Genomic DNA, 23,995 nt, shown 5'->3' with positions numbered 1-23,995 from the left:
CTGTGCATGGCTCAAGGGCCTTGGGTGCCGTCATTGGGGTGTCCGGGTTTGGGCGCTTCACGGTCTCTGGCCGACTCTGGCGGGGAGTCCTGCAGGGCATCGGCGCGCCCTGGTGCCACGTCCTTGCGCAATTGGCCAGACAGGGAGCGGACGTAAGCCACCAGTTGCCAGACCTGGTCTTCGGGAATGTGTCCACCGAAGGACGGCATGCCATTGGGCCGGCCTTCGACGATGGACGCGAAGATGTTGGCGGGCGCTGCACCATAGAGCCAAACGTCGTCGGACAGCGCCGGGCCCCAGTCGCCGCCACCGCCTGGCGCGTGGCAACCGCTGCAGTTGAACCATCGGAACAGGCGCTTGCCTTGCGACACAGCATAGGCATTGCCTTCGACGGTGTAAGGGGTCGATGGCAAGGCAGGCGCATGGGGCGGGGCGGTGCCCAGCGCCTGGCCCGCCTGCACCGACACCTGCCTGACCTTGGGTGCGCTGGCCGGACCTTGCGGCGGGCTGAAATCGCGTTTCTCGCGTTCGCACGCCGCCATCATCGCCAGGCAGCAGGCCACCACGATGGATGCACGTTGCACCCTCATGGCCGGGCCTCAGCCGCGTCGGTGCGCAGCACGCCATGGGCGGCCAGGATGCGGTCGATGTCGGCCCGGCGCCGGGTCAGGAAGGATTCCGCGGTGGCGTGGAGCGCGTGGTCGTCTCGGCGCGTCCCCATGCCCACCAAGAACGCGAAGGGAATCCCAGCCATGTCCGCTGGCGCCCGGGCCAGGCTCAGCCGCAGGGGGACCGGCGACTGTCGGGCGAAGTGGCCAGCTTGTGGCCCCCAGACCAAGGCCCGGTCCAGCCGGCCAGCCGCCACGGCCTCCACCATGCGTTGGGCGGGCGGGCGGTCATCCTCCGCCAAGGTGTAGCCGACGATGCCCTGTGTGGCGCCATGGCGCGCGAGGGCGTAGCCCACCGGCGAGGTGCCTGGGTCGATGCCGATGAGTTGCACCCCGACCTTCATGGTCGCAAGCCGCGGGTCTGTGAACGAGTCCAGCGCCGCGTCGGTGGCGCGTCCCACGAAGTAGAAGCCCGAGCGGTAGTAGGGCATGGTGGTCCACACCGATTTCAAATCGACGGGTACCCCGATGACCAGGTCGCAGCGGCCAGCGTGCAGGGTCTTGCGGAGGAAACCACGGCGGTCACGCAACCAGGTGTACTGCAGGGGCCGCTTCAAGTCCTCGGCCATCAAGCGGGCCAGCTCGTTCTCGAAGCCCGATTCGTCACGTTGCGAGAACGGGGGGTTGTCGGGGTCGGCGCAGACCCGCAGCGGCGTTGGTGTGGCCTGCGCCTGGGCCGTCATCCAGCCGAATGCGAACCACGCCGATGCGATCACGCCCCGCCAGCGTTGCAGGGAAAAAGGCCCGTCAAGGAAGCGAGAACACATACAGCGCACCTCCCTTGGTCGTGTGTTGCGGGAGGTCTTTCATGGCGCTGGCGAAGCCCTTGGCCGCCGTGCCATCGCGAACGTCCAGGTCCTTGGACACCACGGCGCCGGCCCAGCCGCCCACGCCTGACATCACCGCCACGTATTGCTTGCCATCCGGCCCACGGTAAGTGATGGGCTGGCCCACGATGCCCGAACCGGTTTTGTATTGCCACAGCAGTCGACCATCGCGCGCGTCGACCGCCTTGAGCCAACCTTCCATCGTGCCGTAGAAGACGACATCGCCCGCCGTGGCCAGCGCACCGCTCCACACCGGAAAGCGCTCCTTGATGGACCACACCATGCGGGCCTTGACCGGATCCCAGGCACCGAAGACGCCGCGGTGCCCACCTGGCCCTGGGTACATGCGCACTTCGGCGCCCAGGTAAGGCGTGCCGGCGATGTAGCTGGCCTGGAAGGCCATCATGTCCTGGCAAAGGTTCTGGTGTGGCATGTACAGCAGGCCCGTGCGGGGCGACCAGGCGGACGGTTGCCAGTCCTTGCCGCCGGGTGAGGCCGGACAGATGTCGCGCACCACTTCGCCCAGGCGTGGTTCCGTGGCTGGGTTGAGCTTGGGCTTGCCCGACTTCAGGTCGATGCCGGTGGACGTGGTGACCTTCACGAAAGGCGTGGCGGACACCACTTCACCGCTCGCCCGGTCCAGCACGTAGACGTAGCCATTGCGGTCGGGATGGACCAGCACCTTGCGCTTCACCGACTTGATGACCAGGTCCAGCAGCACGTTCTCGTTGGTGCCGTTGTAGTCGTGCAGGTCGTGGGGCGCGTATTGGTAGAACCACACGGCCTCGCCCGAGTCCGGCTTGCGGGCGAAGATACCCGCGGTCCACTTGTTGTCGCCCGGCCGCTGTTCGGCGTTCCAGGGGCCCGGATTGGCGGTGCCGTAATAGATGAGGTCCAGCTCGGGGTCATAGGAGATCCAGCCCCAGGCCGTGCCGCCGCCGATCTTCCAGGCGTCCGGGGGCCAGGTCGACACGCCCAGGTCCTTGCCACGGTCCTGCTCGTAGAACGGCTTGAAGCGCGGGCCGATGAGCACATCTTTGTCCGGGCCGGTGCTGTAGGCGCGCCATGCGATCTTGCCGGTGGCGGCGTCCAGGGCTGTCAACCAGCCACGCACGCCCATCTCCGAACCGCTGTTGCCCACCAGCACCTTGCCTTTGACCACGAGCGGGGCCATGGTCACCGTCTCGCCTTTGCCGATGTCACCCAGCCGTGTGCGCCAGACTTCCTTGCCTGTGTTGGCGTCGACGGCGATGGTTTGCGTGTCCAGCGTGTTCATGAAAATCTTGCCGTCGGCGTAAGCCACGCCACGGTTCACCACATCGCAGCAGGCCATGCCTTGGGAGCCGGCATCGGGCTTGGGATCGAATCGCCACTTCAGCGGCGCCCCTGGCTTGCTCAGGTCGAGTGCGTAGAGGTGGTTGGGGTAAGGCGCCTGCAGGTACATCGTCTTTCCGATCACGAGTGGCGCGCCTTCATGCCCGCGGTCCACACCCGTCGAGAACGTGAAAGCCGGTCGGAGCTTGCCGGCATTGGCCGGCGTGATCTCGGCCAGCGGGCTGAAGCGGGTGCTGGCGTAGTCCTTGGCGGCCATGGGCCATCCGGCATCGGCTGCCTGAGTGAAGGCCATGTTGGGCCAGCTCAGCCAAATGCTCAGGACGAGGTACCAAGATCGGTGTGCGTGGGCACTCAGCGCTGCAGCAGTCATGAGCTCGTTGCTCTCCCGTGGATGGCTTCAAACGATGCCGAGCGGCGGCAAAAAATGTGCCCATGGCAAGCGAGGAGACGGGCATGGGTGTTGCCGCAGTGGCGGTTTGCCATCTCCTCGAAAGAAAGGTCCGCACATGTCTCCCAAAGTCGTTGTCATGCTTGGAGGCGGGGGCGCCTTGGGCGCCTTCAGCTGCGGTGTCTGGAAAGCACTGGCGCCCTTGCTGCAATCGTCTGATGCCACTTTGGTGGGCGTGGGGGGCGCATCGATAGGCGCCATCAATGCGGCTGTTCTGGCGAGACAGGGTCGTGACTTCGAGGCCAGCGCAAAGGCATTGGAGAACCTGTGGCGACAGCGCTTGGCCACCTGCTCGGTGCCCTTCGCTGGTTGGCTTGGTCATGGTCGCGATCTGCAAAGCTGGAATGGCTTGCTCACCGGCTTGCTGCTGGGCAGCAAGAATTTCTACCAGCCTCAATACAACCATTGGAATCCAATCGCTGGTCTGAACCGACTGCACCGGCCCCTCATGGACCGCAGCGCCATGTGGCGCCTGCTGGAGGAAGAACTGGGCACCTTGCCCGAATCCAAGCCAGGCGAACCAATCCTCGGTGTTGCCGCCGTGGACGTCATGAGCGGGCAGTTAAGCCTCTTCGACAGCGGAAGCGCGCCCATTGGCGCAGAACATCTGGCGGCCAGTTCGGCCATCCCCTTGTTGTTCGACCCGGTCACCATCAACGGGCGTTTGCATTGGGATGGCGACATGACCCGGCAATCGGCCTTGCCTTTGTTGCTGGATCGGCTGTCCGCCTTGGGGCGCTTGCCAAAGGATCCTGCCGATGGGCAGGAGACCTGGCTGATCACCGTGGACCACATGAGTGAAGAGCTCACTCGGCTGCCCAGCACGGGGCTGGAGATCGCTTACCGCGCCCTGGACCTGTTGCTGCACGGCAAGCTGGACGCTCCAGCGCGGGCGGGCCATCGCTTCTCTCGCGTGATCGACATACGGCGAAGCCCACTGCCTCACGACGCGGTTTCAGGGCAGTTTGACTACTCGACCGAGCGGGTGGACGAGCTCATCGCACAAGGTGCACAACAGGCTTTGCAAGCCTGGCACGCTTGACCTGAGGCATGGCGGTTGCCACTGCTCACTGTCGATCCTCGACACGGGCCACGGCAAGCATTCCTGGTGGCCACTTGACCAAGCACATCATCACAGGAGCATCCATGCAAAAGTCTTCCTACCTCCGACTCACCCTTGCATCGCTGTTGACGGCAGTCGTGGCCATGACTGCCCAGGCACAAAGCACCGCCACCGGCTCTGGCAACGGTGGCAGCACCACCTCGGGTGGCTCTGCCACCGCCGGCACGGGACGGGGCACCGGCAACAGCGACAACGACGGCGCAACCCCTTCCAGCACCACCAGCAGCTCACCCGGCAAGGCACATCAGAAGCGCACTGGCAAGCGGGCGGACCACGGTCACTCGGGCAGCAGTGGCAGCAACTCGGACTCCAGTGGCACTGGTAGCGGTACCGGCACGACAGGTGGCACTGGCTTGGGCACAGGCACAGGCACGGGATCCGGCAGCGGCTCTGGAACCGGTACGGGTACCGGCTCAAGTGGCAATCGCTGAAAAAGAAGTAGGGCGGGAATTCCCTGGGGGAATTCCCTTTTCCCCGGGCTGCAACTTTGCCGGCATGGCCAGGCAATTGCCGAAAAAATTACCAAGGACTCACCATGAAAGCACTCTGCTGGCACGGCAAGCACGACATCCGCTGCGACACCGTTCCTGACCCTTCCATCGAGCATCCCCGCGATGCGATCATCAAAGTGAGCAGTTGCGCCATCTGCGGATCGGACCTCCACCTGTTCGATGGCTTCATGCCCGGCATGGAACATGGCGACATCATGGGCCACGAGTTCATGGGGGAGGTCGTCGAGGTCGGTGCCGACAACAAGAAGTTGAAGGTTGGAGACCGCGTCGTCGTGCCGTTCACGATCATCTGCGGCGAATGCGAACAATGCCAGCGCGGCAACTTCTCGGTGTGTGAGCGGACCAATCGCCGCAAGGACCTGGCCGACAAAGCATTTGGCCACACGACGGCCGGCCTGTTCGGGTACACGCACCTCACCGGAGGCTACCCGGGAGGTCAAGCCGAATATGTTCGCGTGCCCTACGCCGATGTGGCACCCGTCAAGATCCCCAATGGTCTGACTGACGAGCAGGTACTCTTCCTGGGCGACATCTTCCCCACGGGCTGGCAAGCCGCCATGCAGTGCGACATCCAGCCCACGGACGTGGTGGCCATCTGGGGCGCTGGTCCGGTCGGGCAGTTCGCCATCAGGAGCGCGGTCATCCTGGGCGCGAAGCAGGTGATCGTGATCGACAACGTGCCCGAGCGCTTGCTCATGGCGGCCGAAGGCGGCGCGGTCACCATCAACTTCGATGACGAAAGCGTGGTCGAACGCCTGAACGAATTGACCCACGGCAAGGGGCCCGACAAATGCATCGACGCGGTTGGCCTTGAAAGCCATGCCACCCGCTCCATCGACTCGCTGTACGACCGCGCCAAGCAAGCCGTGATGCTGGAAACCGACCGGCCTCATGTCCTCCGCGAAATGATGTATGTGTGCCGGCCTGCGGGCATCCTGTCCATTCCTGGGGTCTATGGTGGTTTGATCGACAAGGTTCCCTTCGGTGCCTTGATGAACAAAGGCTTGACCATCCGCACGGGCCAGACGCACGTGAACCGGTGGACGGACGACTTGCTGACGCGGATCCAGGAAGGGCAGATCGATCCCTCCTTCGTGATCACGCACACCGTTGGCCTGGAAGAAGGCCCGGGGATGTACAAGACCTTCCGCGACAAGCATGAGGGCTGCATCAAGGTGGTCATCAAGCCAGGGCTGAGCGCCTCGGTCGGTAGCGCGGCGGCCTGATGCCCAAGGCACGCTGATTGCCGAAATTTCATACCCACTTTCACCCTGGAGATCCACCCATGCAAGCCACCACTTTGGGACACAACCGAACAGGCGCGGCCATGTCGCCCGCCGCTCTTCAAGCCATGAACCAAGCCGCCGATGAGCTGAGCCCCGCACCCTTCATCGATACCTCTGATCTGCGCTTGCAGAAGATCGCCTTCATCGGCGAGGCGGAGGCAGTGGGATCGGTCCCGGCGCCCAACACCGCCAAAGGCTATGTCAAGACCGGCCTGGCCGCGCTCAAGGGCGGCGAGCCCACTGTGCTGCTCGACAAGCTCGGCGAGCGCATCGCTTTCGAACGTTCTGGCACGCGCCTGTACGACGCCTTGATCGCCAAGTACGAGGCCATCCTCGAGTCAGACTCCGACCCATTGCCGCCCGCGCCTCCTGCGGTGCAAGCCGCCGGCGCGCCGGCCGAAACGCCCCTCGACACCCTCAAAGGCATCCGGGCCGAGGAACTGGCCCACTTCAAGATGCTGACACTGGCCGTCGCCAACCTGGGCGGGGATCCCACCTCACAGACCCCGTCGGCCGATGTGACCGCCGTGGCCTCGATGGGCATCATGCAGGTCCTCAATGACCCGCGCACCACGCTGGCCCAGTGCCTGAACGCGATGTTGACGGCCGAGCTGACCGACAACGCCGGTTGGGAGTTGCTGATCAACCTGGTCAACGACGCCGGTGAAGACCAGTTGGTCAGCCAGTTCGAGGCCGCGTTGGCCGAAGAGCAACGGCACCTGCAGGTCATCAAGGGCTGGCTCACCGAACTGCTGAGCTCACCGGTCGAGCCGGAAGCCATCTGAATGAACGGACACAGATCAAGCAAAGGAAAACCACACCATGGCCATCAACCTCCTCACCGACCGCGGCACGCCGCTCGAACGCCAGAGCTTCACCTGGAAGGACCTGGTGCAAAAGCCCATCAGCAAGCTGGACGACGATGCGTTCACCCGTGTGCGCACCATCCTCATGAACGGCGTCGAACTTGATTCCCTTCGCATCAAGCAGGTGATCCTGCGCATGAACGGACCGCTGCGCCGGCCCATCGCCCAATTGATGCGCGCCGAGCAGCACCAAGCCACCCTGGTCAACTGGCTCATCGGCGCCGACCATTCGCCCATCGAGACCACGATCGGCTATGAGCAGACCGCCATCGAGGTGACCGCCTCGGTCGCCAAGCTGGAAACCGATCCCTACCTGGCACAAGGCTACCGATACGCCTTGCTGGAAGACTTCGACCACCTGTACCGTTACAGCGCCTTGCTGGACCGGCTCGAAGGCAAGGACGCCAACAACATCACGCAGGGCTACACCGACATCGTGCCCGCGCGCCCCACCATGGTCCACCATCGGGCGCCAGAGCATGACCTGTTGGAACCCTATCCACTCGATGCCTCGCTGGCCACCAAGCTGCACGCCATCACCTTGACCGGCGGCGAATACCAGACCCACGACTACTACATGAACATCGGGCCGCTGTTCTCAGACCCGATGGCGCGCCAGCTCTACGCCGAGATCGCCTCGGTCGAGTCGCAGCACATCACCCACTACGGCAGCATGATCAACCCTAATGAAAGCCTGCTGGAAAAGCTGCTGCTGCAAGAAGCCTGTGAAGTGTGGAACTACGCTGCCTGCCTTGAGCAGGAAGATCATCCCCGCATCCGGGCCATCTGGGAACGCTTCCTCGACTACGAACTGGGCCACCTGAGCACCGTCATCGAGCTTTTCAAGGCCCATGAACGGCGCGATCCCGCAGAGGTGTTGAGTGACGGCAAGCTGCCGCCAGGCATCGCCTTCGAAAGCCACCGCGAATACCTGCGCGAGGTCATCGCCCAGGAAACCTCGCTGCGCAAGGACGGCACGCAGTTCGTTGACGAGCAAGGGGAAGGTGAAAGCTCGCTGGCTTACAGGGCCCAGATGAACGCTGATGGTTCACCGTCCGAAACCGTGTCAGCCACCTACCGTTGGACACCGGGCACTGAGCTGGCGCGGGAACCTGAGCTGGTGGCGTGAACATAGACGCGGTCGGCTGGGAGCCGACTGCCCAACAACCTCGAAGGAGCGATGAATGAACCAACCCACCGACTCAAGCCCACAGAAGCTACCGGGCAGCAACTACGGTTTTCCCAATCATGAAGATGGCATTCAATCGGGCAACCTGACCGATTCGAAGGAAGACGAGCATGTCACGAAACAGGCGCCATTGAAAGGCGAGGCTTCGGGCGATCAGAAGGCAAAGCGCGGCGCCAACGAAGAGGATGTCGATACCGCGCAAAGCAATGTGTCTGAAGGCTACGGCTCCTCCGCCAAAGCTTCAATCATGTCGGGCAGGCCAGATACTGGTCAGGCCAAATGAGTTGGCCCCAATCATAGAAGTCGAGTTCACTGCCTGGGGGCCATCTTCGTCGCTGAAATGGCCCCGACGGTTGCACATTCCATCCAAAAGCGAGAGGTGCTGGTGGTTGACGACAACGTCGATGCAGCTGATTCCCTCTCCGAAGCCCTCCGCGCCCGCGGCCACGCCGTTCGCACGGCTTACGACGGACCGGCCGCCCTCAAGGCCTGCGATCAACGCCTTCCCCAGGTGCTCGTTCTCGACATCGGTATGCCAGCCATGGACGGCTACGAGGTCGCGCGGCGCATTGCCTCTCGTTGGCAGGCTTCAATCACCATTTCACGAAGCCCGTGGAGCTCCAGGAATTTCTTCGCAAGTTGGCTCTCTGAGGGCTTGCTGGGCGGTTGCCAGGGAGCTAACCTGCAAGGCCTGGTGGATCAACGAAGGATTCATGAGGAGCCCTCTACCGCAACAGGCACTCGTTTGCCATCGGACTACAGATGCGACTGTCAGCATTCATCACTGAAAATTTGGACCTTATTCTGGTGGACTGGGTCGCTTTTGCGCGACATCAACTTCCTGCTGCCGAGGGCATGGATGAGGTTGATTTGTTGGACCATGGGCGGTTGATCCTTCAAGAGATCGCCGAGAACATGCTCCGGCCTCAAGGGGAGCGAGAGCGCCAAGCAAAATCTGAAGGCAACAGCAGCCATGCATCCAAAGCGCCGAATTTGCCGTCGCGCAGCCATGCACGGCAAAGAGAGCGCCAAGGCTTTGACGTCGAACAAATGGTTGCTGAGTACCGAGCTTTGCGCGCGACGGTCCTTCGATTGTGGAATGCATCGTCCAACCGCGGACAAGGACAAGACTTGGAAGACATGATTCGGTTCAACGAGGCAGTCGATCAGGCCGTGTCTGAGTCCTTGACGGCATTTGTGTCCGAAGTGACTAAAACGCGGGATCTCTTTCTCGGCATCCTGGGGCACGATCTGCGTGGGCCACTCAGCACCATTGGCAATTGTGCGGCGACGTTATTGCGCACACAGCCAAGCGGTGAGCGGCCCGTGGCGATGATTGTGCGCAGCGTCGCTCAGATGAAAGCCCTGTTGGATGATCTGGTGGAGTACACCAGGCATCGCCTGGGTGCAGAACTCATCATTGACCCCGCCCCGCTCCATCTGGATAAGTTTGTTCGGGACACCTTGGACGAAATCACTTCACTGGGCAATGCTGCCGTGCTTGAACTGCAGGTGGACGGCGAGATGCACGGCGAATGGGACTCGCGGCGCTTGCACCAGGCCTTGTCCAACCTTGTTTTCAATGCGCTGAAATATGGCTTGCCCGGAAGACCTGTCCTCGTCTCCCTGGACGGCTCAAGCCCTGACCAGCTGGTGCTCAAAGTGAGCAACGAAGGCAGGCCCATTTCTCGCGATTTAATCGCCAATATTTTTGAGCCACTTGTGCGCGCCGATGTCGATGATGGCAGCGGGCCTCCGCATCCGGCCGGGGCCAACCTAGGGCTTGGCTTGTACGTCGTAAAACAAATCGCGACCGCCCACGGCGGCAGTGTGGCGGTGACCTCTGATGCATCGGCCACCTGCTTTGAAGTCAGGTTGCCACGGGTCTGTCGACAGAGAACAGATCGGCCTGGTCAGCCATGAACTGATTGACCTTTGTATTATTTTGGTGATATAAATCGCCTTCGCGCAGTTGCGGTGCCTTGCCTTTTTGGACGAGTCGCCCGCCATGCTGACCGCGTTTTGCGACCTTTGTCGCCCTTTTGGTCTGCCGAGCTGCAGCCAACCGAGCCACTCGATGCTCACGCAGCTTCATTCAAGCCTGCGCCTCCTGATTGAACAAGATTTCAAACATCGCCATTTCCATGGGCAAGTACGTCGTTTCGCCCTCGACACACCAGACCGACTGCGGCCGCTTCCGCGCCTCCTTCTCGGTCCATCGCTCTCAGGGCAACGGTAGCTACTCCCGTGTGTTCCGTTTTGACAAAACCTTTGCCTCGCGCGAAGCTGCCCGGCTCTTTGCAGTCACCCAGGGCTGGCTGGAGACGTGCATGCCCCATTCTCCCGCAGGCTGACGATCAGCTACCTCGATTCGCACACCCCGCATCCTGACGATGCACCATGATTCAGAAAGGCTCTTCCATGAGCAGCAAAATTTACGTGGGCAACTTGCCCTACTCCGTGACCGATTCCAGCCTGAAAGACAACTTTTCCGAGTTTGGAAGCGTTTCCTCTGCCAAGGTCATGATGGACCGGGAAACCGGCAACTCCAAGGGCTTCGGGTTTGTGGAAATGGCTTCTGCTGAAGTGGCCCAGGCCGCCATCACCGCTCTGCACGGCATGTCCGTTGATGGACGCGCGATTGTCGTCACCCTGGCCCGTCCTCGTGAAGCTGCCAGCGGCTCGGGCGGCTACAGCGCGGTGGGTTACAGCTCCGCCAAACGTTCGGACATCGGCTATGGCACGGGTGGCTATGGCGGCGGTCGCTACTGACCAGACCTCAAACTCGGAAGGCCCCATGACACTTCCGGCTCCCGCATCGCCCGAAAGCGGCTTCAATCCGCATGTGCCGGGCATCGACTACGGCGTGCTCGATTCATTGGTGGGCTATGGCGTGCGCCGCGCGCAGATCGCGGTCTACAACGGCTTCCTGCCCGCGCTCGAAGCTTGGAACATCACCCCGCCACGCTTCTCGGCCCTGGTGATCATCAGCCGCAACAAGGGCTTGAAGCTGACGGAGTTGGCCGAGGTGCTGGGCATCGCGCGTTCCGGCGTGGTGGCGCTGATCGACACCTTGTCCCAGATGGGCTATGTGGACCGCCTGGACGTGCCTGGTGACCGGCGTGCCTACGGCCTGGCCCTGACGTCGCTGGGCAAGAAAGACCTGCGTCAGATCGAGCAGGCGGTGCTCAAGCAAGACCAGCACGCCGCCCACCGCCTGACGATGGCAGAGCGCCAGCAGTTGCTGACCTTGCTCGACAAGCTCGCCAGCCCCTGAGAAGCCGAGGGTTGAACGATGGACGCGTGGTGGGTCACCACCTGGTTGATTGTTATGATCAAGAACTATTTCGCGTCGAACTGAGTTTTTCCCGAGTGACTTGAAGGACGCCCCATGTGGCACTGTGAAGAAAAAGGGCAAGGACGGCCATTGGTCCTGCTGCATGGCATCGGCATGTCCAGCTTTGCCTGGTCGCCAGTGCTCGACGAATTGGCGAAGCACCGCCGGGTCTTGGCCTTCGACACAGCCGGTTTTGGCAAGACGCCCGTGTTGCCAGAGGGCGTGCCACCCACCGTGCCGAACCTGGTGCGGGCCTTGCTGAGCACCTTCGATGCCATGGGCCTTCATGAACCGGTCGATGTGGTCGGCAACTCGCTGGGCGGCTGGATGGCCTTGGAAGTGGCCCGCCAGGGCCGGGCCCGCTCGGTGGTCGCCATTTCTCCGGCGGGACTGTGGAAGGACCATCCGGCGTCCTGGGTCAAGCACTTCTTTGGTGTCATGCGCGTGGCCACCAGGCTGTCGCCGGGTGGTGTGAAGCTGGCGATGAAGTCGGGCGTGCTGCGGGAGTTGCTGCTGTCGATACCGCTCTCGTTCGGCAGTCGGCGCATGCCGCCCAGCGATGCGTTGCGCTCGGCGATCGATTTTGCCTTGGCGCCCGGCTTTGATGACACGCTGGCCAACGCGGGGGCTTTCACAGGCGGCCAGTCCATTGCCTGCCCACTGACGGTGGCTTTCGGCACGCGGGACTGGTTGCTGACCCCCAGTGCCCGGCGCCGCGATCAACTGCCATCAGGCGCGAGATGGGTTCAGCCGGCCAAGTGGGGCCATGTGCCCATGTGGGTCGATCCGCAGGGCGTGATCCGTCTGATCCTGGACGGCACGGTCTGACCGCGGCACGCTGAGCCACAGCAGCATGACCGTGGCCAGCACGGGCACGTTCTTGACCAGGGGACCGCAATGGTCGATGGTCAACTCCGGCATGTTCCACGCGGCAGTGGCGGTGTAGCCCACGATGGCCGCGGCTTGCAAAGCGTAAGTCCAGGCACCGGGATGGCGGCGCAGCAGGGCCAGGCCCATGGCGGTGTTCAGCGTGCAGGACAGCACCATCATGCGCCATCCCCATTCGCCGCTGAAACCGCAACGCGCGAGCAGGTCGAGCACGTGGGATTCACGAGGCCAGAGCGCGGTGATCATGGCGGTGTAGACCCACATGAAGGCCAAAGTGGCCTGCAGACCCAGGCGCATCCAGCCGGGCAGCGCCACCCATGGCGGCAAGACCAACGCCTGCGCCATGCTGGTGGGGTCACGGCCCAGCCAGAAAGGCGCGGCGTTGTCCGCACTGGTGTTGCCATGCTCCAGCATGGTCAGGGTGTCGGGGCTGAAGGCCTGCTGGTCGAGGTGCCGAGCCAGCTGCGCGCCCAAACGCATGAAGGGCATGGGCACGGGCAGCCACACCGGCTCACCCAGCCCTTGCGCGCGCCGGTACTGCTGCAACATTTCGCGGTAGCTCAAAACCGCGGGGCCGGCCAGTTCCTGCACCGAGCCGCGTGAAGACCCGATGGGTGAATGGTGTTCGGCCATGCGGGCCACGGCCTCGGCCAGCTCCAGCACATGGATGGGCTGTACGCGTTGGCGGCCCAGGCCCGGCAATCCAACCACGGGCAATCGGGCCAGCTGTTGGAACAGGGCAGCGCTTTGGCTGCCGGGGCCATACACCAGCGAGGGGCGCACCACGATGCCATCCAACAGACCCTGGTGCGCCAGATCAAGCAAGGCCTCGTCGGCCTGCAGCTTGGTCAGCGCATAAGGTGTTTGCAGGTGATGGGCTTCCGGCCCCACGCCCAGGGCCGAAATTTGAATCACGCGCTGCACGCCGGCCAAGGCCGCGCCTTGGAACAGCGCGGCAGGCCCCTGGGCGTGGATGCGTTCAAAGCGGTTGTGCTCATCTGGCATCAGGATGCCGACCGCGTTGATCACCACATCGAAGCCACCAGCGGCGTTCAGCCGATGCGCCCAGTCTTGGGGCGCCACGTCGTCGGCGAAGTCAAGGTGCAGCTGTGGCGTCGTGCCGGAGACGGTGGTTCTGCGGCCCTCGGTGACCAGGTGGCCACGGGCCCGCAAGGTCGAGGCGATGGCGCTGCCGATGCAGCCGGAAGCGCCGAGGATCAGGATGTTTCTTCTTCTCATGATGGTGTTCTCCCTTCCAACGTTCAAATGGACCGACTACATCTCGCAATGCCCTTCGTGGCACCGTTGCATGCGCGCCATGCGGGCTTGTGCGCGCTTTTGCTCGATCCGGCCGACCAGCGGTAACAGGTGGGCCGAGATTTCGTAACGGTGGCTGGCGAACCAACGGTAGGCCGCGTCGGCCAGTGGGCGCAGCAGGGACCAGCGGGTGGGGGCCCACAACCAGCCCAGCCCCACGGCGGCGTAGGCCAGCCGAATGGTCTCGACCCCGGTGTAAACCTGCCCGTCGGGGCCGATGCCGTGGAGTGCGGCGTTCATGTCCTGCAAGGTGGGGAGGCCGCTGACGTTGCCGTGGGCTGCCGGGGGCCAATGCTGCGCCAGGTCGAAGTCAGGCGCGCTGATGTTCACAAAGAGCAGTCGACCTTGGGCGTTGCGGTGGCGAAGTTCGTCCATTTCAAGCCGGCACACGGGGCAGGAGGCGTCGTAAAGCAGGGTGAGCGGGTAGGTGGGGTGCGCGGTGGTCATGATTTTCCTTCTGAAAAATTCTCTAATTTCTGTTATGAGAGAAATTTGCGATCAAAAAAATGGTCAAGTTTTGGGGTCGGCTTCGCGGCCCAGCAATTTCTTGATGCGGGCCCCCAGTTTGAGGACTTTGGTCAGGGTGGCCACGTCCAGGCGCAGCATCTCGTCGCTCCAGGCTGTGAGGATTTCGAGGAATTCGAGGGTGGCCTTGAGGCGCAAGCGCACCTCAGCGGGCTCCTTGCTCAAGGCTGGGTCGGCCAGCAGTTCGCGCAGCACGGTCATGGTGGGGGCCAGTTCCCGCTGTTCGCGTTCTCGCACGATGGTGCGGAACATTTCCCAGATGTCGGTCGAGGTTTCAAAGTGGTCGCGCCGGTCACCGGGCAGGTGGACCAGACGGGCGAGCTTCCAGCTTTGCAGTTCGCGCAGGCTGTTGCTGACATTCGAGCGGGCCACGCCCAGGGTGTCGACGATCTCTTCGGCGTGCATGGGCCGACCGTGGATGTAGAGCAGGGCGTGGATTTGCGAGACGGTGCGGTTCACGCCCCAGCGGGTGCCCATTTCGCCCCAGTGCAATACAAACCGTGAGAGGGTGGGTGACAGGTTCATGGAAGCATTGTGGAATGCTTCTATTATTTCTGTCAATGCAGAAATTTGAGATGTATTTCTATTCCGGCATCAATGCACGGCTGACAGGCGCGGGGTTGGCTTCGAGCACCTGGCGCACCACGAAGGTTTGCTCGACCCGGTCCATGGCCTGGGTGAGGTGCTGCATGGCCAACTGGTAGCGGGTGCGGCCTGCGGTTCCACCGTGGTGGTCGAGGCGCTCCAGGATTCGGCCCAGGAGATGCACAGCCGTCAAATGCGCGAGGGGCGCGGCCGAAGGGGAACACGGTACTTTCATGGCTTCCTTTCCACAGCGTGAGGGGACTGGCGTCCGGCGCTGTCAAAGATGGGTCCAACACGATTTCAATGTAGACCCCAGCTTTGTCGCGCGTTGTCGGAGCGCCGTCAATTCAAGTGTCGGAAAGAACTGACACCATGGACATCGGACATTCAGCGCGGCACGTGGGCCAGCCAGTGGCCCACATCGATGCGGCGCCCCGTGCGGATGTCGATGGCTTCGACGATCTTGCTGATCCGCAAGATGATCTCTTGGTCGTCGGCTTCACGGCGCACGGTGACGCTGCGCAAGCCGGGGTGCGCCGCCACCACGCTGACGGTGGTGTTCTGCAGGACGCCATCGGCATCGACGTACATGACTGCCCAGTAGCGTGCGGCTTGCTGGGCGGCATCGTCGTCCTGGTGGTGGAACATGGTCCGGCCGATGTGGGCCAGGTAGGACAGCATCCCCGTGGGGGCATTGGCTGCCTTGTTGCCCATTTTGTGAAGCTTCATGTCGCGCTCCTGGCTTTCTCGCGGTGGTGATGAGCCTGGAGTGGCAAACCACGAACCTCGCGCTGGGGGCCGCCTTGAAGACTGCTTGGCCAACGGCGACCGTGAGTGAATGCCAAGGTCTTAAGAGGGCAAGGCTGGCACGTGCATTGCCTTGCAGGACAACTCAGCCCAGTTTGCCTGAAAGGTGGTGCCATGGATACGATCGAGACCCGCTTTGCCAAGCCGACGCTTCCTGTCATGCTCCTCAAACGTTCGCTGGGTTGGCTGGTGCTGACCGCGCAATTTTTACTGAAAAAAAATCCAGACCTTCGTTGGTGACCTAACATGCCATTGCCCAGCCAGATGAACCACATTGCCTTTTCCGCCCCCGGTGGGCCGGAGGTGCTGCATTTGGCCACCGCCCTCGTGCCCGAGCCTGCTGCGGGTGAATTGCTGATCCATGTGGAAGCCGCAGGCGTCAACCGGCCCGACATCCTGCAACGCAATGGCCACTACCCTGTGCCGCCGGGAGCCAGTTCCTTCCTCGGCCTGGAGGTGGCGGGTGAGGTGTTGGCCGTTGGCAGCGAGGGCACCGGCTTCAAGGTGGGCGACAAGGTCTGCGCCCTGGTCAATGGTGGTGGTTACGCCACGCACGCCGTGGTGCCTGCCACGCAGGCCTTGCCGTGGCCCAAGGGCTATGACGCGATCCGCGCCGCGGCCCTGCCTGAAACCTTCTTCACGGTCTGGGCCAACCTGTTCCAGATGGGGCGCCTGAAGGCGGGCGAGTCCGTGCTGCTTCACGGCGGTGGCAGCGGCATCGGCACCACCGCGACCCAACTGGCCCGCGAGTTTGGTGCGCATCCCTTCGTGACCGTTGGCAGCGAGGCCAAACGCGAGGCCTGCCAGCAACTGGGCGCGGAACTGGTCATCAACCACCGTGAGCAGGATTTTCAGCAGGCGATCGCCGAACACACCCAAGGGTGTGGGGTGGATGTGATCCTCGACATCATGGGCGCCGCGTATTTCGCCCGCAACCTGGCCTCGCTCGCCACGGATGGCCGCTTGCTGTTGCTGGCCTTCATGGGCGGCACGGTGGTCAAGGATGTGAACCTGGCGCAGATCATGGCCAAGCGTTTGCTGGTCACGGGTTCGGCCATGAGGCCGCGAAGCACCGAAGAAAAAGCCGCCATCGCTGCCGAACTGCGGGCCAAGGTCTGGCCTGTGCTGGACGCTGGTCGCTGCGCGCCGGTGATCCACGCGGTCTTTCCTCTGGCCAAGGTGGCCGATGCCCATCGCCTGATGGAGGGCAGCGATCACATCGGCAAGATCGTGCTGCAAGTGAGTGCCGCCTGACCGCATGAAGCATCGATTCTGGTGGCGGGCCGGCGCGGCGCTGACAGCGGTGGCGATCTTGGGGGCCCTGGCGTTCCAGGTGACGGTTCGGCGCTTGCATGCCAACATCGAGAAGGCGCTGGGGCCCGGTGCTTCGGTGGGGGCCTTGAACGTCGGCTGGGCCAGCGTGGAGTTGCGCGATCTTCAGGTCAGGGCCAGCCGTTCGGGGTGGCCCGCACCAGACGAACTGCGGGCCAGGCGCGTCACCGTGGTGCCCGAAATGGCGAGTCTCTTCGGCAACGCTTGGCGAGTGCGCAGCGTGAACGTCGAGGGCGCCTACTTGTCGGTGCTGCGCTCGTCGGATGGCAAGTTGCGCGTGCTGCCGGCCTTGTTCGAGCACACCGCTGAGCCCGGATCACCCGCCAGTCGGGAATCGCCGACGTCCGACAAGTCTGCCCCCCACATCCAGATCGGTCATGTGTCGATGACGGGCTCGCAACTGGCCTTCTACGACGCCAGCGTGCGCAAGCCCGCGCACCTCGTTCGCATCGATGAGCTGGCCATCGAGTTGGAGGACGTCGCCATTCCCGCCTTGGACCGGCCCATGCACATCGATCTGCAAGGCATGGTCAAGGGTCCGCACCGCGACGGGCGGATCAAGGTGGCTGGCGAATTCACGCCAGCCACGCACGATGCCCAGCTCAAGGGGCAACTGGCGGGGGTTGACCTGATTTCATTGCAGCCCTACCTGGTGAAGCTGAACGAAGGCGGCGTCCGTGCCGGTACGCTCGACCTCGTTTTCGATGCCTCGGTGGTGAAGAACCACCTGCGCGCGCCGGGCGTCATCACCTTGACAGGGCTGGAGTTGAACGATGGCGGCGGTTTGCTCGGCACCTTCGCGGGCGTGCCGCGCCGAGCGGTCATCGCATCCATGTCCGAAAAGGGCCGCATCGAGCTGAAGTTTTCGCTCGATGGCCGCCTGGACGATCCGCACTTCTCGCTCAATGAACAACTGGCCGTGCGGGCGGCGGCGGGCTTGGCCGAGTCGCTGGGGGTCACTTTGGGTGGGATGGTCGAGGGTGTGGGCAGCGTGATCAAGGGCTTGTTTGGCCATTGAGGGCCGAGGCGCGTCTTCTTGCGCAGACAATCGGGTTTGATCGACCTGAACGTTTGTTTTTTGACAAGGAGAAGCCATGACCACTGACTTTGCGACCTGCGACCTTTGCGACGACCATAAGAACGACACCGATGGCGCCTTCCGCGTTTTGCCACCCGTGTTCAAGGACTACGGCAAGCGCCTGAAGTTCAGTGGCCCGGTCAGCACGGTGAAATGCTTTGAGGACAACACCCTGGTCAAAGCGGCGGTCGATTCACCCGGCCACGGCCGCGTGCTGGTGGTGGATGGCGGTGCCTCGCTGCGCCGAGCACTGGTGGGGGGCAACCTGGGCAAGGCCGCGGCCAAGAATGGCTGGGCTGGTGTGATCGTCGATGGCTGCGTGCGCGATTCGGCCGAGTTGGCGGAGTGCGATGTCGGCATCCGCGCCCTGGCATTGATGCCCTGGCCCACCGAAAAGCGCAAGGAAGGGCAGACCGATGTGCCCGTGCAGATCCAAGGAGTCTGGGTGCGCCCTGGGGATTGGGTCTATGCCGACGAAGATGGCATCGTGGTGATGCCTGCCGCCAAGGCTTAACGAGACTCGTTATCCGGATGTGATACCCCTTATATGGGGTATGCCGCATTACGGAAAATTTCCGCGAATGCTAATAGATTCGGGGGATGGACAAACTAAATCTGGCATTGCAGGGAACACTGGCCGACTACGTCAGCTTCATGGACAAGACGGTGGCAAGCCGTCCGAGCACCACCATGGCCGAGTCCCTGTTGGGGCGGCTGAGCATCCTGCCCATGGGCTGGGACATCCTCGATGAGTATGGCCTGGACACTTATTCCAAACAGATCGTGGGTGCGGTCTTGCCTTGGGCGCAGGCCAAGGACCGTCGCGGCCGGCCTTTGGCCGAGGGCGTCAACTTTGGCAGCCAGGATTACCTCTCGCTGTCCAGCCATCCCTTGATCCGGCAAGCCGCCGTGCAGGCCATCGAGCAGTTGGGCGTGCACGTGGGCGGCAGCGCGGCCTTGATGGGCAACAGCGAGTCCTCGGTGCAGCTGGAATGCGAACTGGCCGATTGGCTGCACCTGAAAGATTGCTCACTGTTCCCCACCGGATGGGCGGCAGGCTATGGCGCGATCAGGGCCCTGGTGCGCGACCGTGACCACGTGGTGATCGATCGCCTGGCCCATGCCTGTTTGCAGGATGGCGCCCGGGCAGCCACCCGCCATGTGCACACCTTCGACCACCTCTCGGTGGCCTCGCTGGAGCGGCAATTGGTGGCCATTCGCGAGAATCAACCATCGGCCGGCATCCTCGTGGTCACCGAGTCCCTGTTCTCCATGGATTCCGACATCCCCGACCTGAAGGCGCACCAGGAACTGGCGCACCGGTACCAGGCCACCTTGCTGGTGGACGTGGCGCACGATCTGGGCAGCATGGGTCCCGAGGGGCTGGGCGCCATCCAAGCGCAAGGCATGCTCGGCAAGATCGACGTCGTGATGGGGACCTTCTCCAAGACCTTCGCTTCGAATGGCGGCTTCGTGGCCAGCAACGAGCCGGGCCTGAAGCTGGCCATCCGTTTTGGCTGCGGGCCGCACACGTTCTCGAATGCCTTGTCGCCCGTGCAGGCGCAGGTGGTGCTGAAGGCGCTGGAGATCATCCGTTCAGAAGAAGGTGCCCAGCGCCGGCGTCGCTTGCATGCCAACACCGTGGACTTGCGGGCCAAGCTGAGCGCCTTGGGGTGCACGGTGATGGGGGTGCCCAGCGCCGTGGTGCCCGTGCTGATGGGCGGCACATCGCAGTGCCGCATGGTGTCCAGGTTTTTGCTGGCGGGTGGTGCCATCGCCAATGCCGTGGAGTACCCCGCCGTGCCGCGTGACGCCGCGCGTTTACGGCTGCAGGTCATGGCCGACCACAGCCAGAAGGACATCGACACTTTCGTGACGGTGTTGACGCTGGCCATCCGGGATGCCGATGCCACGCTGGTCAAACTGCATTCGGAAAACGATGGCGGCCTGCCGGCGGTGCCGTCCCCAGCGGCCTTGCCGTTGGCGTCGAGCGAAGGCTGACGGGGCTGCGGTTTTAGCGCAGCACTTCCAGCACGCGGTCCAGGCCGCCGGTGTTGATGGCGACCATGGCCTGCTCGCGCACCTTGGGCTTGGCATGGTAGGCCACGCTCAAGCCCGAGGCGCCCATCATGGGCAGGTCGTTGGCACCATCGCCCACGGCAATCGCCAGCGAGGGGTCGCATTGCAGGCGGGTGCACAAGGCCAGCAGGTGCTGCTTCTTGGCTTCACCGTCGACGATGTCGCCCAGCACGCGGCCGGTCAGGAGGCCGCCTTCGATCTCCAGCAGGTTGGAATGGGCTTCGTGCATGCCCAGCCGCGCCTTGACGCGGTCGGCGAAGAAGGTGAAGCCACCCGACACCAGCAGTGTTTGCAAGCCGGCGGCCTTGGCGGCGTTGATCAGTTCGGGCGCGCCGGGGTTGACCTTCAGGCGCTGGTCGTAGACGGCTTGCAAGGCTTCGGCCGGAACGCCCTTGAGCAAGGCCACGCGGCGGGTCAGGCTGTCCTTGAAATCGGTGATCTCGCCGCGCATGGCGGCTTCGGTGATGGCCGCCACTTCGGCTTTCTTGCCCACGGCATCGGCGATCTCGTCGATGCACTCGATGTTGATGAGCGTCGAGTCCATGTCGAAAGCGATGACCTTGAAGTGGCTGAACTTCAAAGGTGGCGTGAAGCGCTGGATGACGAGGCCGGGGGCGTGTTCGGTGGGGCTGCTCATGAAGGTCTTTGGCGTTTGGGGCTGGCGGGGCGTGGCTGTCGGATTATCCGTGAGGCCATTGGCGTGGGTTGCTCACTGCTTGATCGGCTGCCCCAGTGATTTCAACAAATCGCGCACGTATTGCGCCCGGTCCTTGGGGTCGGACAGTGACTTTTCGACGCGTAATTTGTCGTTGCCCGCCAGCTTGATCTGCTTGTTCTTTTGCACCAGTTCAATGATGCGCATCGGCTCCACGGGGGCGTTGGCCCGGAAGGTGATGTTGATCAGGCCGGGGGTGGCGTCGACCTTCTGCACGCCATAGGGCTTGGCCTGCACGCGCAGGCGGTGCGTGTCGAACAGGGTTTGCGCCTGGGGTGGCAACTTGCCGAAGCGGTCGATGATTTCTTCCATCATGGCCTCGATCTTGTCGATGGAATCGGCCGTGGCCACGCGCTTGTACAGGCTCAGGCGCACGTGCACATCACCGCAGTAGCTGTCGGGCAGCAGGGCGGGGGCGTGCAGGTTGATGTCGGTGCCGCCACCGAAGAGGCCCAGCGGTGACAACAGGTCGGGCTCCTTGCCGGCCTTCAATGAACGCACCGCCTCGCCCAGCATCTCGTTGTAGAGCTGGAAGCCCACTTCCATCATGTTGCCGCTCTGGTTGTCCCCCAGCACCTCGCCAGCGCCGCGGATCTCCAGGTCGTGCATCGCCAGGTAAAAGCCACTGCCCAGTTCTTCCATGCTCTGGATGGCGTCCAGGCGCTGCTGGGCCTGCTTGGTCAAGCCTTCCACATCGGGCACCAGCAGGTAGGCGTAGGCCTGGTGGTGCGAGCGCCCCACGCGGCCGCGCAACTGGTGCAACTGCGCCAGGCCGAACTTGTCGGCGCGCGCCATGATGATGGTGTTGGCCGTGGGCACGTCGATGCCGGTCTCGATGATGGTCGAGCACAGCAGCACGTTGTGGCGCTGGGCCACGAAGTCGCGCATCACGTGTTCCAGCTCCCGCTCGGGCATCTGGCCGTGGGCGATGGCGATGCGGGCTTCGGGAATCAACTCGGTCAGCTTGTCGCGCCGGTTCTCGATGGTGTCGACCTCGTTGTGCAGGAAGTAGACCTGGCCGCCGCGCTTCAATTCACGCAGCACGGCCTCGCGGATCACGCCGCTTGATTCGCTGCGCACGAAGGTCTTGATGGCCAGGCGGCGTTGCGGCGCGGTGGCGATCACGCTCAGGTCGCGCAGGCCTTCCATGGCCATGCCCAAGGTGCGCGGGATGGGCGTGGCGGTGAGGGTGAGCACGTCGATGTCGGCACGCATCGCCTTGATGGCCTCTTTGTGGCGCACGCCGAAACGGTGTTCCTCGTCGATCACCAGCAGGCCCAGGCGCTTGAACTTCACCGATTCGCTCAGCAGCTTGTGCGTGCCGATGACGATGTCGATGGTGCCGTCTTCCAGGCCCTGCATCGCGGCCTTGATCTCCTTGGGGGAGCGGAAGCGCGACATCTCGGCCACGCGCACCGGCCATTGCGAAAAACGGTCGGCGATGTTCTGGTAGTGCTGTTCGGCCAGCAGCGTGGTGGGCGCGAGGATCGCCACCTGCTTGCCGCCCGTCACGGCCACGAAAGCCGCGCGCAGGGCGACTTCGGTCTTGCCGAAGCCCACGTCGCCACAGACCAGGCGGTCCATGGGGCGGGGACTGATCATGTCCTGGATGACGGCGTGGATGGCGGCGCGCTGGTCGGCGGTCTCTTCGAAACCGAAGCTGGCGGCGAAGGCCTCGTAGTCTTGCGCGCTGAAGCGGAAGGCGAAGCCTTCTCGGGCGGCGCGTCGGGCATACAGGTTCAGCAGTTCGGCGGCGGTGTCGCGCACCTGCTCGGCGGCCTTGCGTTTGGCCTTTTCCCACTGGCCGGAGCCCAGGCGGTGCAGCGGCGCTTCGTCGGCGCTCACGCCGGTGTAGCGGCTGATCAGCTGCAGTTGCGACACCGGCACGTACAGCGTGGCGGCATCGGCATAGGTCAGGTGCAGGAACTCGGACGGACCGGTGCCCAGGTCCAGGTTGATCAAGCCTTGGTAGCGGCCGATGCCGTGGTTGGCGTGCACCACCGGATCGCCCACGTTCAGCTCGGACAGGTCCTTGATCAGCGAGTCGACGTCGGTGGTCTGCTCCTGCTTGCGGCGGCGGCGCGTGGTGGGCGCGGCGTCGAAGAGCTCGGTCTCGGTGATGAACTGCAAGCCGGCGCTTTTCTGTGAACCTTCACCGCTCACGTCCTGCCAGATGAAACCGCCCGCGAAGGGCGCCACGGCCATGGCCATGCGGTGATCGCTGTTGGCGAACGCCGCCAGCGAATCCACGCTGGGCAGGTCGATCTGGTGGTCGCGCAGCAACTCCAGCAGGCTCTCGCGGCGGCCATTGCTTTCGGCGATCACGAGCACACGTTGGGTGGCGTTTTTCAGGTGGGCTTGCAGCCTGCGCAATGGCTCTTGCGCGTTGCGCTCGGTCGACAGGTCCGGCAGCGGACGGGCCCAATCGACGGGTTCGTTGCCGCGGATCGAGAGTTGCGCGTGCGCGTTGCTCAAGGCGAAGAAGTCTTCCACCTTGAGGTAAAGGTCCTCGGGCGGCAGGATGGGGCGCTCCGGATCGTGCTGCAGGAAGCGGTGGCGCTCGCGGGTCTCCGTCCAGAACTTGCGCAGCGTCTCGTCCAGATCGCCATGGAGCACCAGCACGGCCTTCTCGCCCAGGTGCTCGAAGATGCTGGCGGTCTGGTCGAAGAACAGGGGCAGGTAGTACTCGATGCCGCCCGTGGCCACGCCATTGCCGATGTCTTTGTACAGGCGAGCCTTGGTCGGGTCGCCTTCGATCTTCTCGCGCCAGCGCTTGCGGAAATCCGAGCGCGCGTCCTCGTCCATCGGGAACTCGCGGCCGGGCAGCAGGCGCACCTCGGGCACGGGGAAGAGGCTGCGTTGGGTGTCCGGGTCGAAGGTGCGGATGGAATCGATCTCGTCGCCGAACAGATCGACCCGGTAGGGCACGTGCGAGCCCATGGGGTACAGATCGATCAGACCGCCGCGCACGGCGTATTCGCCGGGCGAGACCACCTGGCTGACATGCGTGTAGCCGGCCAGCGTCAACTGCGACTTCAAGGCCGCTTCGTTGAGCTTCTGCTTCTGCTTGAAGTGGAA

General features: G+C 63.5%; 26 protein-coding genes and 1 pseudogene. 17 read left to right on the top strand and 10 right to left on the bottom strand.

Translation table 11 applies throughout. The features are described 5' to 3' along the window. Nucleotides 1–11: 11 nt before the first annotated feature. The 3 genes from ACREB4_RS14980 to ACREB4_RS14970 are packed head-to-tail and all read right to left on the bottom strand — an operon-like array spanning nt 12 to nt 3,122. Nucleotides 12–590, bottom strand: coding sequence for a c-type cytochrome (locus ACREB4_RS14980; protein ID WP_431589030.1), 579 nt, complete (start codon nt 588–590; stop codon nt 12–14). Then, the gene (locus tag ACREB4_RS14975) at nt 587–1,435 is read right to left on the bottom strand and encodes a quinoprotein dehydrogenase-associated putative ABC transporter substrate-binding protein (protein ID WP_431589029.1); all 849 of its coding nucleotides are present in this window, start codon (nt 1,433–1,435) and stop codon (nt 587–589) included. Before ACREB4_RS14975 ends, ACREB4_RS14980 begins: the two co-directional genes overlap by 4 nt. Next, nucleotides 1,416–3,122, bottom strand: coding sequence for a methanol/ethanol family PQQ-dependent dehydrogenase (locus tag ACREB4_RS14970; protein WP_431589028.1), 1,707 nt, complete (start codon nt 3,120–3,122; stop codon nt 1,416–1,418). The genes ACREB4_RS14975 and ACREB4_RS14970 overlap by 20 nt, the downstream gene beginning before the upstream one ends. Before the next feature lie 214 nt (nt 3,123–3,336). Between ACREB4_RS14970 and ACREB4_RS14965 the strand changes: the two genes are divergently transcribed. The 12 genes and pseudogenes from ACREB4_RS14965 (at nt 3,337) to ACREB4_RS14910 (ending at nt 12,419) form a co-directional block, all read left to right on the top strand. Beyond that, a complete protein-coding gene (locus ACREB4_RS14965; RefSeq protein WP_431589027.1) occupies nt 3,337–4,320 on the top strand; it encodes a patatin-like phospholipase family protein in 984 nt (327 codons plus the stop codon). A gap of 104 nt (nt 4,321–4,424) precedes the next feature. Continuing rightward, on the top strand, nt 4,425–4,832 hold the full coding sequence (locus tag ACREB4_RS14960) for a hypothetical protein (RefSeq protein WP_431589026.1): 408 nt from the start codon (nt 4,425–4,427) through the stop codon (nt 4,830–4,832). 104 nt (nt 4,833–4,936) lie between these two features. Further along, complete coding sequence (locus tag ACREB4_RS14955; RefSeq protein ID WP_431589025.1) at nt 4,937–6,139, top strand: zinc-dependent alcohol dehydrogenase; 1,203 nt, start codon at nt 4,937–4,939, stop codon at nt 6,137–6,139. Between the two features lie 59 nt (nt 6,140–6,198). Further along, the gene (locus ACREB4_RS14950) at nt 6,199–6,984 is read left to right on the top strand and encodes a ferritin-like domain-containing protein (protein ID WP_431589024.1); all 786 of its coding nucleotides are present in this window, start codon (nt 6,199–6,201) and stop codon (nt 6,982–6,984) included. Nucleotides 6,985–7,021: 37 nt separating this feature from the next. Beyond that, nucleotides 7,022–8,194: a hypothetical protein gene (locus tag ACREB4_RS14945; protein ID WP_431589023.1), complete on the top strand. Its 1,173-nt coding sequence runs from the start codon at nt 7,022–7,024 to the stop codon at nt 8,192–8,194. A gap of 55 nt (nt 8,195–8,249) precedes the next feature. Then, nucleotides 8,250–8,537, top strand: a complete 288-nt coding sequence (locus tag ACREB4_RS14940) for a hypothetical protein (RefSeq protein WP_431589022.1) — start codon at nt 8,250–8,252, stop codon at nt 8,535–8,537. A 57-nt stretch (nt 8,538–8,594) separates the two neighbouring features. Then, nucleotides 8,595–8,837 (top strand): annotated as a pseudogene (locus tag ACREB4_RS14935) (response regulator); the annotation flags it as partial. Between the two features lie 179 nt (nt 8,838–9,016). Next, complete coding sequence (locus ACREB4_RS14930) at nt 9,017–10,177, top strand: ATP-binding protein (RefSeq protein ID WP_431589021.1); 1,161 nt, start codon at nt 9,017–9,019, stop codon at nt 10,175–10,177. A 221-nt stretch (nt 10,178–10,398) separates the two neighbouring features. After that, the gene (locus tag ACREB4_RS14925; protein ID WP_431589071.1) at nt 10,399–10,608 is read left to right on the top strand and encodes a hypothetical protein; all 210 of its coding nucleotides are present in this window, start codon (nt 10,399–10,401) and stop codon (nt 10,606–10,608) included. A gap of 67 nt (nt 10,609–10,675) precedes the next feature. Further along, entirely contained in the window at nt 10,676–11,026 is a 351-nt protein-coding gene (locus ACREB4_RS14920) for an RNA recognition motif domain-containing protein (RefSeq protein ID WP_431589020.1), read from the top strand. 25 nt (nt 11,027–11,051) lie between these two features. Then, complete coding sequence (locus ACREB4_RS14915) at nt 11,052–11,531, top strand: MarR family winged helix-turn-helix transcriptional regulator (RefSeq protein WP_431589019.1); 480 nt, start codon at nt 11,052–11,054, stop codon at nt 11,529–11,531. A 114-nt stretch (nt 11,532–11,645) separates the two neighbouring features. Then, nucleotides 11,646–12,419 carry an alpha/beta fold hydrolase gene (locus ACREB4_RS14910; protein ID WP_431589018.1) on the top strand — a complete coding sequence of 258 codons (774 nt, stop codon included), beginning with the start codon at nt 11,646–11,648 and terminating at the stop codon, nt 12,417–12,419. On the opposite strand, the gene ACREB4_RS14905 is transcribed toward ACREB4_RS14910, so the two are convergent. From ACREB4_RS14905 to ACREB4_RS14885, 5 genes are all read right to left on the bottom strand, one after another. After that, a complete protein-coding gene (locus ACREB4_RS14905; RefSeq protein ID WP_431589017.1) occupies nt 12,321–13,718 on the bottom strand; it encodes an SDR family oxidoreductase in 1,398 nt (465 codons plus the stop codon). The two genes, ACREB4_RS14910 and ACREB4_RS14905, sit on opposite strands and share 99 nt — an antisense overlap. A 36-nt stretch (nt 13,719–13,754) precedes the next feature. Beyond that, entirely contained in the window at nt 13,755–14,243 is a 489-nt protein-coding gene (locus tag ACREB4_RS14900; protein ID WP_431589016.1) for a thiol-disulfide oxidoreductase DCC family protein, read from the bottom strand. Between the two features lie 63 nt (nt 14,244–14,306). Then, the gene (locus tag ACREB4_RS14895; RefSeq protein WP_431589015.1) at nt 14,307–14,846 is read right to left on the bottom strand and encodes a GbsR/MarR family transcriptional regulator; all 540 of its coding nucleotides are present in this window, start codon (nt 14,844–14,846) and stop codon (nt 14,307–14,309) included. A gap of 58 nt (nt 14,847–14,904) precedes the next feature. Next, nucleotides 14,905–15,141, bottom strand: a complete 237-nt coding sequence (locus ACREB4_RS14890; RefSeq protein ID WP_431589014.1) for a hypothetical protein — start codon at nt 15,139–15,141, stop codon at nt 14,905–14,907. A gap of 152 nt (nt 15,142–15,293) precedes the next feature. After that, entirely contained in the window at nt 15,294–15,635 is a 342-nt protein-coding gene (locus ACREB4_RS14885) for a hypothetical protein (RefSeq protein WP_431589013.1), read from the bottom strand. Nucleotides 15,636–15,827: 192 nt separating this feature from the next. On the opposite strand from ACREB4_RS14885, the gene ACREB4_RS14880 reads away from it, so the two are divergent. The 5 genes from ACREB4_RS14880 (at nt 15,828) to ACREB4_RS14860 (ending at nt 20,124) form a co-directional block, all read left to right on the top strand. Next, nucleotides 15,828–15,953 (top strand): hypothetical protein, encoded by a 126-nt coding sequence (locus ACREB4_RS14880; RefSeq protein WP_431589012.1) that lies wholly within the window; start codon nt 15,828–15,830, stop codon nt 15,951–15,953. Between the two features lie 24 nt (nt 15,954–15,977). Next, the gene (locus ACREB4_RS14875) at nt 15,978–16,967 is read left to right on the top strand and encodes an NAD(P)H-quinone oxidoreductase (protein ID WP_431589070.1); all 990 of its coding nucleotides are present in this window, start codon (nt 15,978–15,980) and stop codon (nt 16,965–16,967) included. Nucleotides 16,968–16,971: 4 nt separating this feature from the next. After that, the gene (locus tag ACREB4_RS14870; RefSeq protein WP_431589011.1) at nt 16,972–18,063 is read left to right on the top strand and encodes a DUF748 domain-containing protein; all 1,092 of its coding nucleotides are present in this window, start codon (nt 16,972–16,974) and stop codon (nt 18,061–18,063) included. A 76-nt stretch (nt 18,064–18,139) separates the two neighbouring features. Continuing rightward, complete coding sequence (gene rraA, locus ACREB4_RS14865) at nt 18,140–18,637, top strand: ribonuclease E activity regulator RraA (RefSeq protein ID WP_431589010.1); 498 nt, start codon at nt 18,140–18,142, stop codon at nt 18,635–18,637. Between the two features lie 86 nt (nt 18,638–18,723). Continuing rightward, on the top strand, nt 18,724–20,124 hold the full coding sequence (locus ACREB4_RS14860; protein WP_431589009.1) for an aminotransferase class I/II-fold pyridoxal phosphate-dependent enzyme: 1,401 nt from the start codon (nt 18,724–18,726) through the stop codon (nt 20,122–20,124). 13 nt (nt 20,125–20,137) lie between these two features. Here ACREB4_RS14860 and serB read toward each other — a convergent pair whose 3' ends face one another. After that, complete coding sequence (serB, locus tag ACREB4_RS14855) at nt 20,138–20,839, bottom strand: phosphoserine phosphatase SerB (RefSeq protein WP_431589008.1); 702 nt, start codon at nt 20,837–20,839, stop codon at nt 20,138–20,140. Between the two features lie 72 nt (nt 20,840–20,911). Then, nucleotides 20,912–23,995: transcription-repair coupling factor (gene mfd, locus ACREB4_RS14850; RefSeq protein ID WP_431589007.1), on the bottom strand; the 3,084-nt coding region annotated here is incomplete at its 5' end.

This window comes from Aquabacterium sp. (genome assembly GCF_050725395.1).
Lineage (GTDB): Bacteria > Pseudomonadota > Gammaproteobacteria > Burkholderiales > Burkholderiaceae_C > Aquabacterium.
Note: the sequence above shows the minus strand (reverse complement) of the source record. Positions and strands in the feature narration are given on the sequence as shown.

Coding starts and splice junctions, on each gene's coding strand:
- ACREB4_RS14980 (WP_431589030.1), bottom strand. CDS start 590: ATGAGGGTGCAACGTGCATCCATCGTGGTGGCCTGCTGCCTGGCGATG.
- ACREB4_RS14975 (WP_431589029.1), bottom strand. CDS start 1,435: ATGTGTTCTCGCTTCCTTGACGGGCCTTTTTCCCTGCAACGCTGGCGG.
- ACREB4_RS14970 (WP_431589028.1), bottom strand. CDS start 3,122: ATGGCCTTCACTCAGGCAGCCGATGCCGGATGGCCCATGGCCGCCAAG.
- ACREB4_RS14965 (WP_431589027.1), top strand. CDS start 3,337: ATGTCTCCCAAAGTCGTTGTCATGCTTGGAGGCGGGGGCGCCTTGGGC.
- ACREB4_RS14960 (WP_431589026.1), top strand. CDS start 4,425: ATGCAAAAGTCTTCCTACCTCCGACTCACCCTTGCATCGCTGTTGACG.
- ACREB4_RS14955 (WP_431589025.1), top strand. CDS start 4,937: ATGAAAGCACTCTGCTGGCACGGCAAGCACGACATCCGCTGCGACACC.
- ACREB4_RS14950 (WP_431589024.1), top strand. CDS start 6,199: ATGCAAGCCACCACTTTGGGACACAACCGAACAGGCGCGGCCATGTCG.
- ACREB4_RS14945 (WP_431589023.1), top strand. CDS start 7,022: ATGGCCATCAACCTCCTCACCGACCGCGGCACGCCGCTCGAACGCCAG.
- ACREB4_RS14940 (WP_431589022.1), top strand. CDS start 8,250: ATGAACCAACCCACCGACTCAAGCCCACAGAAGCTACCGGGCAGCAAC.
- ACREB4_RS14930 (WP_431589021.1), top strand. CDS start 9,017: ATGCGACTGTCAGCATTCATCACTGAAAATTTGGACCTTATTCTGGTG.
- ACREB4_RS14925 (WP_431589071.1), top strand. CDS start 10,399: ATGGGCAAGTACGTCGTTTCGCCCTCGACACACCAGACCGACTGCGGC.
- ACREB4_RS14920 (WP_431589020.1), top strand. CDS start 10,676: ATGAGCAGCAAAATTTACGTGGGCAACTTGCCCTACTCCGTGACCGAT.
- ACREB4_RS14915 (WP_431589019.1), top strand. CDS start 11,052: ATGACACTTCCGGCTCCCGCATCGCCCGAAAGCGGCTTCAATCCGCAT.
- ACREB4_RS14910 (WP_431589018.1), top strand. CDS start 11,646: ATGTGGCACTGTGAAGAAAAAGGGCAAGGACGGCCATTGGTCCTGCTG.
- ACREB4_RS14905 (WP_431589017.1), bottom strand. CDS start 13,718: ATGAGAAGAAGAAACATCCTGATCCTCGGCGCTTCCGGCTGCATCGGC.
- ACREB4_RS14900 (WP_431589016.1), bottom strand. CDS start 14,243: ATGACCACCGCGCACCCCACCTACCCGCTCACCCTGCTTTACGACGCC.
- ACREB4_RS14895 (WP_431589015.1), bottom strand. CDS start 14,846: ATGAACCTGTCACCCACCCTCTCACGGTTTGTATTGCACTGGGGCGAA.
- ACREB4_RS14890 (WP_431589014.1), bottom strand. CDS start 15,141: ATGAAAGTACCGTGTTCCCCTTCGGCCGCGCCCCTCGCGCATTTGACG.
- ACREB4_RS14885 (WP_431589013.1), bottom strand. CDS start 15,635: ATGAAGCTTCACAAAATGGGCAACAAGGCAGCCAATGCCCCCACGGGG.
- ACREB4_RS14880 (WP_431589012.1), top strand. CDS start 15,828: ATGGATACGATCGAGACCCGCTTTGCCAAGCCGACGCTTCCTGTCATG.
- ACREB4_RS14875 (WP_431589070.1), top strand. CDS start 15,978: ATGAACCACATTGCCTTTTCCGCCCCCGGTGGGCCGGAGGTGCTGCAT.
- ACREB4_RS14870 (WP_431589011.1), top strand. CDS start 16,972: ATGAAGCATCGATTCTGGTGGCGGGCCGGCGCGGCGCTGACAGCGGTG.
- rraA (WP_431589010.1), top strand. CDS start 18,140: ATGACCACTGACTTTGCGACCTGCGACCTTTGCGACGACCATAAGAAC.
- ACREB4_RS14860 (WP_431589009.1), top strand. CDS start 18,724: ATGGACAAACTAAATCTGGCATTGCAGGGAACACTGGCCGACTACGTC.
- serB (WP_431589008.1), bottom strand. CDS start 20,839: ATGAGCAGCCCCACCGAACACGCCCCCGGCCTCGTCATCCAGCGCTTC.